This is a genomic window from Burkholderia sp. Bp8963, from assembly GCF_003854275.1.
GTDB lineage: Bacteria > Pseudomonadota > Gammaproteobacteria > Burkholderiales > Burkholderiaceae > Burkholderia.
Genome location: NZ_QTQP01000049.1, coordinates 1 through 14194, shown reverse-complemented (window position 1 = coordinate 14194; position 14194 = coordinate 1). Strand labels below are relative to the sequence as shown.

Here is a 14194-nt window from a genome sequence, read left to right as displayed (position 1 = left end):
GGTTCAGGCCATCAGCTTGCGCAGCCGGGCGCTGAGCGTGTCCGCCAGCAGGACCAGCAACAGGAAGACCAGCAGAATCGTCGCGGTCTCGCCGCCATCGAGCATCTTCATCGCCTGGTCCATCAGCTGGCCGAGCCCGCCGGCGCCGACGAAGCCCATGACCACTGACGCGCGGATCGCGCACTCCCAGCGATAGACCGTATACGAGACCAGCTCCTGCGCCGCGTTCGGCAGCAGCCCGTAGGCCAGCGCCGCGAGGCGTCCGCTGCCGCCGCCGAGCAATGCGTCCACCGCGCGCTTGTCGCTGGATTCGAGAATCTCGGCGTAGACCTTCGCCAGCATGCCGCCGTAGGTGACCGCGAGCGCCAACACGCCCGCCGTCGCGCCGAGGCCCAGCGCGCGCACGAAGACCAGCGCCCACACCAGCTCCGGGACGCCGCGCAGCAGGAGCACGAGGCCGCGCACGCCGACGCGCAATGCCGCACGTGGCCGGTGCCCCGGGCCCGGACCGATGCGCGAAATCGAGAGGCTGCCGGTCATCGCCACCGCCAGCGGCGCGGCAATGACAAACGCGAGGGTGATGCCGGCGGTGGCAATCGCAAGCGTCTCAAGCGTCGCCTTCGCGATGTAGCCGAGAAACTCCGCCGACACCTCCGGCGGCAAGAACGTGCGCAGAAAGCCGCCGATGACTTTCAGGTTGCCGGCCTCGAACAGGGTCGACGGGCTGAACCGGGACAGCGTCAGCAGCGGCCACAGCACGAGCAGTGCCACGAGCAGGCCGCTGGCCCGCCGAAGCGCGTGCGGGTCGCGAGGGTGGACGATCATCGGCAGGCGGCCCGATTGGCCGGGGCCCTGCCCACCGCCGCCAAGGGAAAGTCGTCCTTGCCCTGCACCGGCGGCAGCTCGCTTTCGGACGCGTAGAGCTCGCGCAGCAGCGCGTCGGTGACGCGCTCGGCCGGCAGATCGAAGGCAACCTCGCCGGCCTTCAGGCCGACGATGCGGGGAAACCAGCGCAATGCGAGATCCACCGCGTGCAGGCTGGCGATCATCGTCACGGAGCGCGTGCCGGCTTGCCGGCACAGTTCGCCCAGCGCAAGGTTGGCCAGCGCGGGATCCATCGCCGAGACGGGCTCGTCGGCCAGAATCAGCTCCGGGCTCTGGTACAGCACGCGCGCGATGCCCACGCGCTGCAGCTGGCCGCCAGACAGCTGGTCGCAGCGCTCGAACAGGCGGTCGGCCAGCTCGAGGCGAGCGAGCTGCTCGCCGGCGCCGGTGATATCCGCCGGGTAGATCAACGAAAGCACGGACTTCCACGCAGGCCATACGCCGAGGCGCCCGGCCAGGACGGCGGTCACGACACGCTGGCGCGGCGGCATCGGCGGCGCCTGGTGCACCATGCCGATGCGGCAGCGCAGCCGCCGCAGGCGCGCGGCGGACAAGGCCCACGGGCTGAGCCCGAGCACCTCGACGCGACCCTCGGTCGGACGCAGCGACGTCGCCAGCAGGCGCAGCATCGAAGTCTTGCCGGCGCCCGACGGACCGATCAGCGCGATGCGTTCGCCGCTGTCCGCGGACAACGCAATCTGGCTGAGTGCGCGCTGCCCGTTCGGGTAGCTGACGCTGGCGGCGTCGAGCAGGAAGCTCACTTGATCAGGCCTGCGGTGCGCGCCGCAGCCTCGATGCCGGCATAGTTCTCCGCCTTGGTGGGGATATATTTGACCGTGCGCTGCAATGACATGATTTCCCGCTGTTCCGGATTGCGCGGGTCGAGGCGGAGGAACGCGTCGGTCAACGTCTTGCGCAACGCCGGATCGAGCCCGCCGCGCACGGTCCAGTTGTAGTCGTAGTATGGCGGGGTGACCGCAAACACCCGGACCTTGTCGGGGTCGATCTTGTGTTGCTCGACCAGCTTGTCCCACACCGACGCGTTGAGCACGCCGGCGTCGGCCCGGCCGGACTGGACGAAGGCGGCCGTCGCGTCGTGCGCGCCCGAAAAGGCGACGGTCTTGAAGTCCTTGTCCGGATCGATGCCGGCCTGCAGCAGGAAGTAGCGCGGCATCAGGTGACCGGACGTCGAGGACGGCGCACCGAACACGAACGTGTGGCCCTTGAGATCCGGGAGCAATTTGATCTTCGGGTCGGCGGTGATGAACTTGCTGGTAAACGTCGCGTCTTCCTGCCGCTGGACGATCGGAATGGTGGCGCCGTTCGTCCGGATCTTGCTCTGGATATAGGTGAAGCCGCCCAACCAGGCCATATCGATCTTGCCGGTCGCCAGCGACTCGACGACCGCTGCGTAGTCCGTGACGGGCACGAACTCCACCTTCATCCCGGTTTCCTTTTCCAGATACTTGCCGAGCGGCGCGAACTTGCGCTGCAGCTCGGTCGGCGCCTCGTCGGGGATGGCGGAGACCCTCAGTACGCCTTGCTCCGCCCGCACCGACGGGAGACAGGCAAGACCCAGCAGGGCGATCGCGGCGAAGCGCTTCAGGAAACGCGGGATGGAGATCGGGAACATGTCTGGACGTGTCGGATGTTGGAAGTACGAAAGGTGGAATCGATAACCGCGCTACGACGCGCCTGGCGGATCGCGCTGGCATGGCACCGGTCGGCTCTGCATACGCCGGCGTGGTCAGAGAAGCGGATTCTAGCGCTGTCTGGCTGGTCCACGGCAGAGGTTCCCGGTTATGCCGATCGAAGGGCTCCGGCGACAAGTTTAATCGCTTCTGCGCGCCGCCGATGTGGGGCAGGCGCACGCGCGAAATTTCTTGCCGCGTCTGACCTTCGCAGCCAGATCGGGCAACGCCGGTAAAGCGCACCAAAATCGCGGGTAGGCCTACTCGTGCCCTTCCAGCTCCGCAAACAGCCAGTCCTGGAAGCACCTCAGCTTCGGCAAATCTGCGCGCGACTTCAGCAGATTGAGCGTGTAGCCATTCACTCTCAATCCCTCCAACCCTAACGGTGCCACCAGCGTGCCCATCTCCAGTTCGCGCTGCACGAGCAGCAGGCTTTCCAGGCACACGCCCATCCCGTCCACCGCTGCGCTGATTGCCATGAACGAACGATCGAAACGCGGCCCGCGCGTGATATCGAGCACGACCTTGCGATGCAGCCGCATCCAGTCCCGCCATCCCACGAGGCAGCCTTCGCTGTGGATCAGCGCGTGATGCCGCAAATCCGCGACCGTGCGGATCGGATGCTCGCCATTCACGAGTCGTGGCGAGCATAGCGGCACGATCGTTTCGAGCGGCAGGTCCAGCACCATCGTGCCGGCCGGCTGCAGTCGGCGCGCGCCGTAGCGGATATCGATATCGACGGATTCCTTGATCAGGTCGACCGGCGCCGACGACGCATTGAGGCGCACGTCGATATCCGGATGCAACGCACTGAAACGGGCGAGCCGCGGCATCAGCCATTGCGTTGCGATGCTCGGCGTCGCATGCACGGTCAGGATGTCGCTCTTCTCGACGCGCCCGATGTCGCGCGTCGCCTTGTCGATGCGCGCGAACGCCGCGCCGATTTCCTCCGCATATTGCCGCCCCGTGTCGGTGAGGACCACCGCGCGATGCACGCGATGAAAGAGCCGCACGCTCAACTGGTCCTCCAGCAGCTTGATCTGATGGCTGATCGCGGAGGGTGTCACGAACAGTTCGTCTGCTGCGAGCGCGAACGACGAAAGCCGCGCCGCGGCCTCGAACGCCTGTATCGACTTGAGTGTGACCCGATTGTGCATTGCAGCGCTCACATGAATTGAATTCAGCGATGAGCCACTTTAATTCGTTTGAGCCCATCGATTCAAGCAGATACGCTTTTCCTCACTCGCAGCACACCTGAAGCAAGGGATTACCCGAATCTGCGAGCAGGACGAAACATCCCGCCACGAATCACCGGGCGTCCGGCCGTCAACAGGCCGGACGCCGCAAGAAGGAGACACGCGTGAATACGAGCGAAGCCGGGCGCACCGCCCAACTCGCGGCACACGCCTACCGCATCCGCCGCAATGCGCTGCTGATGGGCGAAGTACAGGGCCAAGGCTATATCGGCCAGGCGCTCGACATCGCGGACGTGCTGTCCGTCGCCTACTTCGGCGCGATGCGCTACCGCCCCGACGATCCCGAATGGGAAGGACGCGACCGCTTCCTGCTGTCGAACGGTCACTACGCGATCGCGCTGTACGCCGCGCTGTTCGAAGCCGGCATCCTGCCCGCCGACGAACTCGAAACCTATGGCAGCGACGACAGCCGCCTGCCGATGTCCGGCATGGCGAGCTACACGCCCGGCATGGAAATGTCCGGCGGCTCGCTCGGCCAGGGCCTGACGATCGCCGTCGGCCGCTGTCTCGGCCTCAAGCGCAAGGGCTCGGACGCGTTCGTCTACACGCTCTTCTCCGACGGCGAACTCGATGAAGGCGCGATCTGGGAAGGCCTCATGTCGGCCGCGCACTGGAAGCTCGACAACCTGATCGCGATCGTCGACGTGAACAACCAGCAGGCCGACGGTCCGTCGACGCAGATCATGGCGTTCGAGCCGCTCGTCGACAAACTCGAAGCGTTCGGCTGGTACACGCAACGCGTGAACGGCAACGACATCGAAGCCGTCGCGCGCGCGTTCGACAACGCCCGCCAGCACACGGGGGCGCAGCCCCGCATCATCGTCTGCGATACGAAGATGGGCTGCGGCGTGCCGTTCCTCGAAGCACGCGAGAAGAACCATTTCATCCGCGTCGACGCGCACGAGTGGCAGCTCGCGCTCGACGCGCTCGACGCCGGGAGGCAAGCATGAGCACCGTCGCGAAGAAGCCGCGCCTGAAAACCTCCGCGATGATCGCGTCGATCGCGGGCGAAGGCCAGATCACGCGCGCGGCGCCGTTCGGTCATGCGCTGTCGCAACTGGCGCGCGTGAAGACGAACGTGATCGGCATGACGGCCGACCTCGGCAAGTACACCGACCTGCACATCTTCGCGAAGGCGTTTCCCGAGCGTTACTACCAGATGGGCATGGCCGAACAGTTGCTGATGGGCGCGGCGGCCGGTTTCGCGCACGAAGGCGCGCAGCCGTTCGTCACGACCTACGCCGTGTTCGCGACGCGCCGCGCCTACGACTTCATCCATCAGACCATCGCGGAAGACAACCTCGACGTGAAGATCGTCTGCGCGCTGCCGGGTCTCACGACCGGCTACGGCCCGAGCCACCAGGCCGCCGAAGACCTCGCGCTGATGCGCGCGATGCCGAACATGACGGTGATCGATCCGTGCGATGCGCTCGACATCGAGCAGATGGTGCCAGCGATCGCCGCGCACAAGGGCCCCGTGTACGCGCGCCTGTTGCGCGGCAACGTGCCCGCCGTGCTCGACGAGTACGACTACCGGTTCGAGCTCGGCAAGGCGAAGCTGCTGCGCGACGGCAACGATGTGCTGCTGATCTCGTCCGGGATCATGACGATGCGCTCGCTGGAAGTCGCGAAGGCGCTGGAGGAAGACAACATCGGCGTCGGCGTGCTGCATGTGCCGACCATCAAGCCACTCGATACCGCAACCATCCTGCGCGAAGCGAAGCGCACGGGCCGCATGGTGATCGTTGCCGAGAACCATACGGTGATCGGCGGCCTCGGCGAAGCGGTCGCGCGCGCGTTGCTCGGCGCCGGCGTCACGCCGCCGTTCCGGCAGATCGCGCTGCCCGACGCATTCCTCGACGCGGGCGCACTGCCGACGCTGCACGACCGCTACGGCATCTCGACGGAAACGATGAGCGACACCATCAAGGGCTGGCTCGGCTGAACCGTGCAACCCGCGATCACGACAACCCATACCGAACGCAATATCAGGAGAACCGCATCATGTCAGAGTTTCGTCTTCTCGACGGCAAGGTCGCCGTCATTTCCGGCGCGGCATCGCCGCGCGGCATCGGCATGGCCACCGCGCGCATGTTCGCGAAGCACGGCGCGAAGATCGCGATCCTCGATCTCGACGCATCGGCGGCACGCGATGCGGCCGCGTCGATCGGCGCCGAGCATCGCGGCTACGCGTGCAACGTGACCGACCGGCAGGCTTGCCAGGCCGCCGTCGAGCAGATCGTCGCCGATTTCGGCTCGATCGACGTGCTGATCAACAACGCGGGTATCACGCAAGCCGTGAAACTGCTCGACATCGATTCCGAGAGCTGGGATCGCGTCCTCGACGTGAACCTGCGCGGCGTGCTGTATCTGTCGCAGGCCGTCGTGCCGCAGATGAAGAAGCAGAAGAGCGGATCGATCGGCTGCATGTCGTCGGTCTCCGCGCAGCGCGGCGGCGGCATTCTCGGTGGCCCGCATTACTCGGCGGCGAAGGCGGGCGTGCTCGGCCTCGCGAAAGCGATGGCGCGCGAACTCGGCGCCGACGGCATTCGCGTGAACTGCGTGACGCCCGGCCTGATCCAGACCGACATCAACGCCGGCAAGATCAGCGACGACAAGCGCGACGAGATCCTCGCCGGCATTCCGCTGAACCGTCTCGGCGTGCCCGACGACGTTGCGGGCGCATTCCTGTTTCTCGCGTCGCCGATCTCGTCGTACATCACGGGCGCCGTCATCGACGTGAATGGCGGCATGCTGATTCACGGATGATTCACGGCTGACATACACAAGACACGCGGCCGGGGTCCGGCCGGCCGCGCGCGACAGGCAGTCGCCGGGCGAAGGCAAACGCGCCAGAGAGCGTGTTGTCCGGGTAAAACGAACCGATACATCACAAATCCGTATTGGAGGAGCACATCATGAGCAATCGCTCGACCACCCGCAGCGGCATCGACCGACGCGCCTTCCTGAAAGCAGGTGCGACCGTCGCCGCGGCGGCGCCGCTCTGGGGCCTGTCGATTCGCAGTGCGGCGGCCGCCGAATTCTCGTACAAGCTCGCGACGGGCCAGGACCCGACGCACCCGGTCAACATCCGCGCGCAACAGGCCTGCGACAAGATTCGCGCGGCGACGGGCGGCAAGCTCGACATCAAGGTCTTCCCCGCGAACCAGCTCGGCTCGGATACCGACCTGCTGTCGCAAGTGCGAAGCGGCGGCGTCGAGTTCTTCAACCAGGCGTCGTCGGTGCTCGCGACGCTCGCGCCCGCCGCCGGCATCGTCAACACGGGCTTCGCGTTCCCCGACTACGACACCGTCTGGAAAGCAATGGACGGCGATCTCGGCGCCTACGTCCGCGCGCAGATCGAGAAGACCGGCATCGTCACCGTGTCGCGCCCGTGGGACAACGGCTTCCGCCAGGTCAGTTCGTCGACGCGCGTGATCCGCAAGCCGGAAGACCTGAAGGGCTTCAAGATCCGCGTGCCGCAGGCGCCGATGCTCACGTCGCTGTTCAAGGCGCTCGATGCCGGCCCTGCCCCGATCAACTTCAACGAGCTGTATTCGGCGTTGCAAACGGGTGTCGTCGAGGGACAGGAAAACGCGCTGCCGATCATCGCGACGGCCAAGCTCTACGAAGTGCAGAAATCGATCAGCCTCACGTCGCATGTGTGGGACGGCTACTGGATTCTCGGCAATCGCCGCGCGTGGGAAAAGCTGCCTGCCGACATGCGCGCGATCGTCACCCGCGAATTCGAAGCGGCCGGGATGCTGCAGCGCGCGGACATCGCGAAGCTGAACGGCACCTTGCGCAACGACCTGAAGGCCAAGGGCATCAACGTCGTCGACGTAGACCGCCAGGCGTTCCGCGACGCGTTGCGCAAGACGAGCTTCTATGGCGACTGGAAAGCGAAGTACGGTGACCAGGGCTGGAACCTGCTCGAAAAGTACGTCGGCAAACTGGTATGAACACCATGCATACGATTACTTTCCCTCACCCGTCGCCGCGCCGCATCGTCGACGCGATCGACACCGTGCTCGGGCACCTCGTCGAAATTCCGGCCGCGCTGCTGGTGGTTGCCGAGATCGTCGTGCTGCTGGCGGGCGTCACGAGCCGCTACCTGCTGCATACGCCGCTCGTCTGGTCCGACGAACTCGCGTCGATGCTGTTCTTGTGGCTTGCGATGCTCGGCGCGGCAGTTGCATTGCGGCGCGGCGAGCATATGCGGATGACGGCGCTGGTCGGCAAGGCTTCGCCCTCCGCTCGCGCATTTCTCGACGTGGTCGCGATCGCCGCGCCGGTCGCGTTCCTCGTGCTGGTGATCGGCCCGGCCGTCGAGTTCGCGCAGGACGAAGGCATCATCACGACGCCCGCGCTCGACATCTCGAACACGTGGCGCGCCGCGGCACTGCCGGTCGGCTCGATCTTGATGCTCGCCGTCGCGTGCCTGCGGCTGATCCGCACGGCCAACTGGCAGATGACGCTCGCAGCGCTCGCGCTGGTGACGGCGATCGGCGGTGGCTTCGTGGCCGTGAGCCCGTTGCTGCAGGATCTCGGCAACCTGAACCTGCTGATCTTCTTCGTCGGCCTCGTTGCGCTGTGCGTGCTGTCCGGCGTGCCGATCGCGTTCTCGTTCGGGCTCGCGACCTTCGGCTATCTGGCGCTCACGACGAGCACGCCGCTCAGCGTGGTGGTCGGCCGGATGGACGAAGGCATGTCGCACCTGATCCTGCTGTCGGTGCCGCTCTTCGTGTTTCTCGGGCAACTGATCGAGATGACGGGGATGGCCAACGCGATGATCGCCTTCCTCGCGAGCCTGCTCGGCCACGTGCGCGGCGGTCTGTCGTACGTGCTGGTCGGCGCGATGTACCTGGTGTCGGGCATCTCCGGCTCGAAGGCCGCCGACATGGCCGCCGTCGCGCCCGTGCTGTTCCCGGAGATGAAGGCACGCGGCGCGAAGCCCGGCGACCTGGTCGCGCTGCTCGCGGCCACCGGCGCACAGACAGAGACGATTCCGCCTAGTCTCGTGCTGATCACGCTTGGCTCGGTGACGGGCGTGTCGATCTCGGCGCTCTTCACGGGCGGCATGCTGCCGGGCATCGTGCTCGGGATCACGCTGTGCACCGTCGTCTGGTGGCGCTATCGCGGCGACGACCTGTCGGGCGTGCGCCGTGCGACACGCGGCGAGATCCTGCGCAAGCTGGTCGTCGCGCTGCCCGCACTGGCGTTGCCGTTCGTGATTCGGCTTGCTGTCGTCGAAGGCGTCGCGACGGCGACGGAAGTGTCGACGATCGGCATCGCGTATGCCGTGCTCGCTGGCCTGCTGATCTACCGGCGCTTCGAGTGGGCGCGCCTGAAGCCGATGCTGATCGACACCGCCGCATTGTCCGGTGCGATCCTGCTGATCATCGGCGCAGCCACGAGCATGGCATGGGCGCTCACGCAGTCCGGCTTCTCCGGGCAGCTCGCGCAATCGATGGCGGCCCTGCCTGGTGGCGCGATGATGTTCATGGCGGCGTCGATCCTCGTCTTCGTCGTGCTCGGCAGCGTGCTCGAAGGCATTCCCGCGATTGTCCTGTTCGGCCCGCTGATGTTCCCGATCGCGCGGCAGATGGGCATTCACGACGTCCACTACGCGATGGTCGTGATCCTGTCGATGGGCGTGGGCCTCTTCGCGCCGCCGTTCGGCGTCGGCTACTACTCGGCCTGCGCGGTCAGCCGCATCCATCCGGACGAAGGCATGAAGCCGATCGTCGGCTATATCGTAGCGCTCGTGATCGGCCTGATCGTCGTCGCCGCCGTGCCGTGGATCTCGATCGGGTTCCTGCACTGACGCATTGTGCTGCATCCGGAAAACGGACGCAGCACGCTTCCCTCTTTCCACTCTTGCTCATGCGATAGCCGCCGCCTGACAGGCGACGCGGCAAGGAGAAGTCATGTCCGCAATCATGCCGTTGCGCGAAACGCGACCGCTCGCCAACGCGATCCGGTTTCTTGCCATCGATGCCATCGTGCGCGCCGGCGAAGGCCATCAGGGCGTGCCGCTCGGCATGGCCGAAATCGCGACGGCGCTGTTCACGCAGCATCTGAAGTTCAATCCCGCCGACCCGCAATGGCCCGACCGCGACCGTTTCGTGCTGTCCAACGGGCACGGCTCGATGCTCCTGTATGCCCTGCTGCATCTGACGGGTTACGCGCAATTCGGCATCGATCAGATCAGGACCTTCCGCGAGATGGGCTCGCATTGCGAGGGGCATCCCGAATTCGATCCGGCCGCGGGCATCGAAGTCACGACCGGCCCGCTTGGACAGGGTATTGCAAACGCATTCGGCATGGCCGTCGCCGAGGCCTACCTGAACGCCAGATTCGGCGACGGCATCGTGAATCATCACACGTATGCGTTTGTCGGCGACGGCTGTCTGCAAGAAGGCGTCGGCCAGGAGATGATTTCGCTCGCCGGGCACCTGAAGCTCGGCAAGCTGATTCTCTGCTGGGATGACAATCGCATCACCGATGACGGCAGCACGTCGCTGTCGATCAGCGAGGACGTGAGCGAGCGGTTTCGCATCGCGGGCTGGCACGTAATCGAAGTCGACGGGCATGACATCGAAGCCGTCGCGACGGCGCTCGCCGAAGCCAGGCGCGATCCACGCCCGTCGCTGCTCGCGTGCCGCACGGTCATTGCGCGCGGCATCGCGCGGCTGCAGGGGCAACGCGGCGGACACAGCGGCAAGCTGTTCGAAACCGACGCCGATGCCGCACGCAACGAACTCGGCTGGCCGCATGCGCCGTTCGACATTCCGCGCGACGTGCTCGAAAGCTGGCGCGCAGCCGGCCGGCGCAGCGAGGCCGAATATCTCGCGTGGCACGAACGGCTCGCCGCATTGCCCGGCGATGCGCGTGCCGAATTCGAGCGCATTCAGGCAGGTCGATTGCCCGACGGATGGCAACGCGTGCTCGACGACTATCGAAAACAGGCTATCGACCGCGGCGAAGGCCAGGCAGGCATCATGATTTCCGCAGAGATCAACGACCTGCTTGCTCAGTTGCCGGAACGCATGGTCGGTTGCGCGGACCTCGAGGCGCCGACGAGCCACAAGCGCAGCCTGCAGGCGTTCACCGCCGAGGATCGCGGCGGCGCGTACGTGCATTGCGGCGTGCGCGAGCACGTGATGGGCGCGATGGCAAACGGCATGGCCGCCCACGGTGGCGTGATCCCGCTTGCCGTCACCTACCTCGCCTTTTCCGACTACGAGCGGCCCGCGATGCGCATGGCCGCACTGATGGGGCTCCCCGTGAAGTTCGTGTTCAGCCACGATTCGATCGGCGTCGGCAGGAATGGGCCGACGCATCAGCCGGTGGAAATCCTTGCTTCGTTGCGCGCGATGCCGAACATGCGCGTCTTCCGGCCCGCCGACGCTGTCGAGGCGGCCGAATGCTGGGCGCTTGCCTACGAACATCGCAGCGGACCCAGCACGATGGTGTTCGCGCGTCAGACGCTGCCGCTCGTGCGCACGCGCCACGTCACCGACAATCTGTGTGCGCGCGGCGGCTATGTGCTTGCGGAAGCCGAAGGCGGCAGGCGTCTCGTCACATTGCTGGCGACGGGCTCGGAAGTGGCGCTGGCGGTTGCGGCGCGCGAACGTCTGCAACAGGACGGCATTCCGACAGCCGTCGTCTCGCTGCCGTGCTGGGAATTGTTTGACGAGCAGGACGGCGCCTATCGTCACGCCGTGCTCGGCGCGGACACGGTGCGCATCGGTGTCGAAGCCGCGGTGCGGTTCGGCTGGGATCGCTACCTCGGCGAGCGCGGCGGGTTTGTCGGCATGACGGGGTTCGGTGCATCGGGCCCCGCGGAAGCGCTGTATGAACACTTCGGCATCACGCCCGCGCATATCGTCGCCGAAGCGAAACGCCGTCTCTGAACCGCCCCGACTCATTTCCTTCCGCTCAACAGGAATCGACATGCAGAAGATCGTCTTTCTCGACCGGGCGACGCTTGCACCGCAAGTCAAGCTCGCGCGCCCGGCATTCGAACACGAACTCGTCGAGTACGACCATACGCAAGCCGACCAGGTCGCCGCGCGTCTGGACGGCGCGACCATCGCGATCACCAACAAGGTGCCGTTGACGGCAGACGTGATCGCGCAACTGCCTGCGCTGAAACTCGTTGCCGTCGCCGCGACGGGCACCGATTGCCTCGACAAGGCCGCGTGCGAACGGCACGGCATCCGGGTTTCGAATATTCGCGGATACGCGGTGAACACCGTGCCCGAGCATACGTTCGCGTTGATGCTCGCGTTGCGGCGCAACTTGATCGCGTATCGCGACGACGTGCTGAATGGCGAATGGCAGAAATCCGGCCAGTTCTGCTTCTTCAATCACGCGATACACGACCTGGGCGGCATGACGCTCGGCATCATCGGCGAAGGCGTGCTCGGTCAGCGCGTGGCGGAGATTGCGAAAGCGTTCGGCATGCGCGCGCTTTTCGCCGCACACAAGGGCCGCGAGGGGCTCGGTCCGCTCTACACGCCGTGGGACGAGCTACTCGAAACCAGCGATGTCATCACGATCCACAGTCCGCTCACGCCGCAAACGCGCGGCATGCTCGCGATGCCCGAGTTTCGCAAGATGAAGCGCAAGCCACTCATCATCAATACGGCGCGAGGCGGACTGGTCGATGAAGCCGCGCTCGTGAACGCACTCGATGAAGGGCTGATTGGCGGCATTGGCTTCGATGTGCTGTCGACCGAGCCGCCCGGTGACGACAATCCGCTGATGCGGATCGCGCAACGGCCGAACGTGATCGTGACGCCACATGTCGCGTGGGCGTCGGACGAGGCGCAACAGTCGCTTGCCGATCAGTTGATGCGCAACATCGAGAGCTTCGTGAACGGTACACCGGTGAATGTCGTGGTGTGACGTGAGATCGACCGCGCGCGTTGGCGGGTATTCGATCCAGGTACGCGGCGCCGCACGGTCGGTCGATCGTATGACTTGCCGTCGCGGAGCCGTTCGAGCCGCTCCATTGCTTCCGCGAAGCGACGCCCGACGATGAATGACACAGCGTTCAACTGGGTGATCGGAACGGATTGACTACGGTCAGCCGGTCAAAGATCACTTGGCCGTGTTGCATGTCTTCGCTGTAGAGAACTTCGCAATCTTCAAGCAACGCGAAGGCGATGATGCACGAATCGTAGAACCGGAATCCGTAGTGTGCGGCGACAATGCGTGCTTCCTTGTGGACTTCGAGCGTCAGTGGCACGATCTCGCAAAACGCCTCCAGATCACCCAGGAGGACGTTGATCTCCGGCCACGACAGGCCCATCTTACGGCTCATGACGAGCGTGACCTCGTTCATGACCTGCGTGCTGATGACGGGCTTCGGAGTCCCCTGCACCACCAGCGCCTCGGCCCTGTCAGCCTTCGCGGCGTCGCCGGAGAACAGATAGGCAATGACGTTGCTGTCGACGGCAAATCGAGTCGGTGCCTCAACGGTCATTCAGCGTTTCCCCTTTCGCTGAGCGATTCCCGATCAAACTTGAAGTCGGCAGGCAGTCGACCGCGGTACTTGCGCAGCCGCTCGATCCGCTCATCGACTGTCGGCTTTTTGCTGATCGAGAATGCGCCGGATTGGTCGGCATAGATCTCGATGTCGTCGCCCTCCTTCAAACCGAGTGCATCGACGACGCTCGCGGGCAGCCGGACGGCAAGGCTGTTGCCCCATTTTGCGACTTGCATGATCACCCCTCCATTGGATACACGTAAGTCACATTGTATATCCATCCCGATGTTTTTCAAGTCCGATGGCGGTTCCGTTGATCACCCCGGAGGCGACCAGCCGGCACGTCGCTCGCAAGCGTACGAATAGCACAATCCGGCCGAGACGAACTCAGCGCCTAGTACAACATCCCTCAAATAAGTTTAATAATTATCGGGCTGTAAATATGGCTGCAGGAGCGTGACGATCACATCGGCCATTTCGTCGAGTGAACCCATGCCCGGCAGCGGCTCCCAACGCCCACTGTGGCTGCGAAAGGCGGCGCCATATCGATTGCGGCCGAGTTCGGTTAGCCGCGCCACGACAGTTGACTCATCGTCGTCCAGACGTTTGATCAGCAAGTGACGCCCGTAGGCTTGTGTGACGATCTGCTCATGGCCGAGCAGGCTGCGCAGTTGACGCTGCAGTTCAGCGGCGTGGTGTTTGGCGGGTAAAGCTGGCATCTGCGTCTCTCGATTACGAAGCATCGCCTTGCAGCGGATAGCCCCGGAAACTCCATTTGAAGGGGCGGGCGACCTGATTGTGCTCGCCGACGAACTGCTCGGTGCGCTCGCGCAGGTGCGCGGTGCTGGTGTGGCTGGCATGGC

14 protein-coding genes are annotated in these 14194 nt (G+C 65.2%); 7 read left to right on the top strand and 7 right to left on the bottom strand.

What is annotated here, in order from left to right; translation table 11 throughout:
* Positions 1–3: 3 nt before the first annotated feature.
* The 4 genes from DID96_RS29630 to gcvA form a co-directional block, all read right to left on the bottom strand.
* On the bottom strand, positions 4–825 hold the full coding sequence (locus DID96_RS29630) for an ABC transporter permease (RefSeq protein WP_124602787.1): 822 nt from the start codon (positions 823–825) through the stop codon (positions 4–6).
* Positions 822–1646, bottom strand: a complete 825-nt coding sequence (locus DID96_RS29625) for a phosphonate ABC transporter ATP-binding protein (protein ID WP_124602786.1) — start codon at positions 1644–1646, stop codon at positions 822–824. The genes DID96_RS29630 and DID96_RS29625 overlap by 4 nt, the downstream gene beginning before the upstream one ends.
* Complete coding sequence (locus DID96_RS29620) at positions 1643–2518, bottom strand: putative selenate ABC transporter substrate-binding protein (RefSeq protein ID WP_124602785.1); 876 nt, start codon at positions 2516–2518, stop codon at positions 1643–1645. Before DID96_RS29620 ends, DID96_RS29625 begins: the two co-directional genes overlap by 4 nt.
* A gap of 318 nt (positions 2519–2836) precedes the next feature.
* Positions 2837–3733 (bottom strand): transcriptional regulator GcvA, encoded by an 897-nt coding sequence (gene gcvA / locus DID96_RS29615; protein ID WP_185732402.1) that lies wholly within the window; start codon positions 3731–3733, stop codon positions 2837–2839.
* A gap of 203 nt (positions 3734–3936) precedes the next feature.
* Here gcvA and DID96_RS29610 point away from each other — a divergent pair, with 203 nt between their 5' ends.
* The 7 genes from DID96_RS29610 (at position 3937) to DID96_RS29580 (ending at position 12748) form a co-directional block, all read left to right on the top strand.
* A complete protein-coding gene (locus DID96_RS29610; RefSeq protein ID WP_124602783.1) occupies positions 3937–4782 on the top strand; it encodes a transketolase in 846 nt (281 codons plus the stop codon).
* Positions 4779–5777, top strand: coding sequence for a transketolase family protein (locus DID96_RS29605; RefSeq protein WP_124602782.1), 999 nt, complete (start codon positions 4779–4781; stop codon positions 5775–5777). The genes DID96_RS29610 and DID96_RS29605 overlap by 4 nt, the downstream gene beginning before the upstream one ends.
* 59 nt (positions 5778–5836) lie before the next feature.
* A complete protein-coding gene (locus DID96_RS29600) occupies positions 5837–6601 on the top strand; it encodes an SDR family NAD(P)-dependent oxidoreductase (protein WP_124602781.1) in 765 nt (254 codons plus the stop codon).
* A gap of 149 nt (positions 6602–6750) precedes the next feature.
* Complete coding sequence (locus tag DID96_RS29595) at positions 6751–7794, top strand: TRAP transporter substrate-binding protein (protein WP_124602780.1); 1044 nt, start codon at positions 6751–6753, stop codon at positions 7792–7794.
* 5 nt (positions 7795–7799) lie between these two features.
* On the top strand, positions 7800–9659 hold the full coding sequence (locus DID96_RS29590) for a TRAP transporter large permease subunit (protein ID WP_124602779.1): 1860 nt from the start codon (positions 7800–7802) through the stop codon (positions 9657–9659).
* Positions 9660–9774: 115 nt separating this feature from the next.
* A complete protein-coding gene (gene tkt / locus DID96_RS29585; RefSeq protein WP_124602819.1) occupies positions 9775–11751 on the top strand; it encodes a transketolase in 1977 nt (658 codons plus the stop codon).
* A gap of 40 nt (positions 11752–11791) precedes the next feature.
* A complete protein-coding gene (locus DID96_RS29580; RefSeq protein ID WP_124602778.1) occupies positions 11792–12748 on the top strand; it encodes a D-2-hydroxyacid dehydrogenase in 957 nt (318 codons plus the stop codon).
* 148 nt (positions 12749–12896) lie between these two features.
* Here the strand turns inward: DID96_RS29580 and DID96_RS29575 are convergent, their stop codons facing one another.
* From DID96_RS29575 to DID96_RS29565, 3 genes are all read right to left on the bottom strand, one after another.
* Positions 12897–13328 carry a PIN domain-containing protein gene (locus DID96_RS29575; RefSeq protein ID WP_124602777.1) on the bottom strand — a complete coding sequence of 144 codons (432 nt, stop codon included), beginning with the start codon at positions 13326–13328 and terminating at the stop codon, positions 12897–12899.
* Complete coding sequence (locus DID96_RS29570; RefSeq protein ID WP_124602776.1) at positions 13325–13567, bottom strand: AbrB/MazE/SpoVT family DNA-binding domain-containing protein; 243 nt, start codon at positions 13565–13567, stop codon at positions 13325–13327. The genes DID96_RS29575 and DID96_RS29570 overlap by 4 nt, the downstream gene beginning before the upstream one ends.
* A 183-nt stretch (positions 13568–13750) precedes the next feature.
* Positions 13751–14050 carry a hypothetical protein gene (locus DID96_RS29565; RefSeq protein WP_124602775.1) on the bottom strand — a complete coding sequence of 100 codons (300 nt, stop codon included), beginning with the start codon at positions 14048–14050 and terminating at the stop codon, positions 13751–13753.
* Between the last annotated feature and the right edge of the window lie 144 nt (positions 14051–14194).

What these genes read in the sequence shown, in the direction of transcription:
- DID96_RS29620 (WP_124602785.1), bottom strand. Translation starts at nt 2,518, where the DNA reads ATGTTCCCGATCTCCATCCCGCGTTTCCTGAAGCGCTTCGCCGCGATC.
- DID96_RS29590 (WP_124602779.1), top strand. Translation starts at nt 7,800, where the DNA reads ATGCATACGATTACTTTCCCTCACCCGTCGCCGCGCCGCATCGTCGAC.
- DID96_RS29575 (WP_124602777.1), bottom strand. Translation starts at nt 13,328, where the DNA reads ATGACCGTTGAGGCACCGACTCGATTTGCCGTCGACAGCAACGTCATT.
- DID96_RS29580 (WP_124602778.1), top strand. Translation starts at nt 11,792, where the DNA reads ATGCAGAAGATCGTCTTTCTCGACCGGGCGACGCTTGCACCGCAAGTC.
- DID96_RS29605 (WP_124602782.1), top strand. Translation starts at nt 4,779, where the DNA reads ATGAGCACCGTCGCGAAGAAGCCGCGCCTGAAAACCTCCGCGATGATC.
- tkt (WP_124602819.1), top strand. Translation starts at nt 9,775, where the DNA reads ATGCCGTTGCGCGAAACGCGACCGCTCGCCAACGCGATCCGGTTTCTT.
- DID96_RS29630 (WP_124602787.1), bottom strand. Translation starts at nt 825, where the DNA reads ATGATCGTCCACCCTCGCGACCCGCACGCGCTTCGGCGGGCCAGCGGC.
- DID96_RS29595 (WP_124602780.1), top strand. Translation starts at nt 6,751, where the DNA reads ATGAGCAATCGCTCGACCACCCGCAGCGGCATCGACCGACGCGCCTTC.
- DID96_RS29570 (WP_124602776.1), bottom strand. Translation starts at nt 13,567, where the DNA reads ATGCAAGTCGCAAAATGGGGCAACAGCCTTGCCGTCCGGCTGCCCGCG.
- DID96_RS29600 (WP_124602781.1), top strand. Translation starts at nt 5,837, where the DNA reads ATGTCAGAGTTTCGTCTTCTCGACGGCAAGGTCGCCGTCATTTCCGGC.
- DID96_RS29565 (WP_124602775.1), bottom strand. Translation starts at nt 14,050, where the DNA reads ATGCCAGCTTTACCCGCCAAACACCACGCCGCTGAACTGCAGCGTCAA.
- gcvA (WP_185732402.1), bottom strand. Translation starts at nt 3,733, where the DNA reads ATGCACAATCGGGTCACACTCAAGTCGATACAGGCGTTCGAGGCCGCG.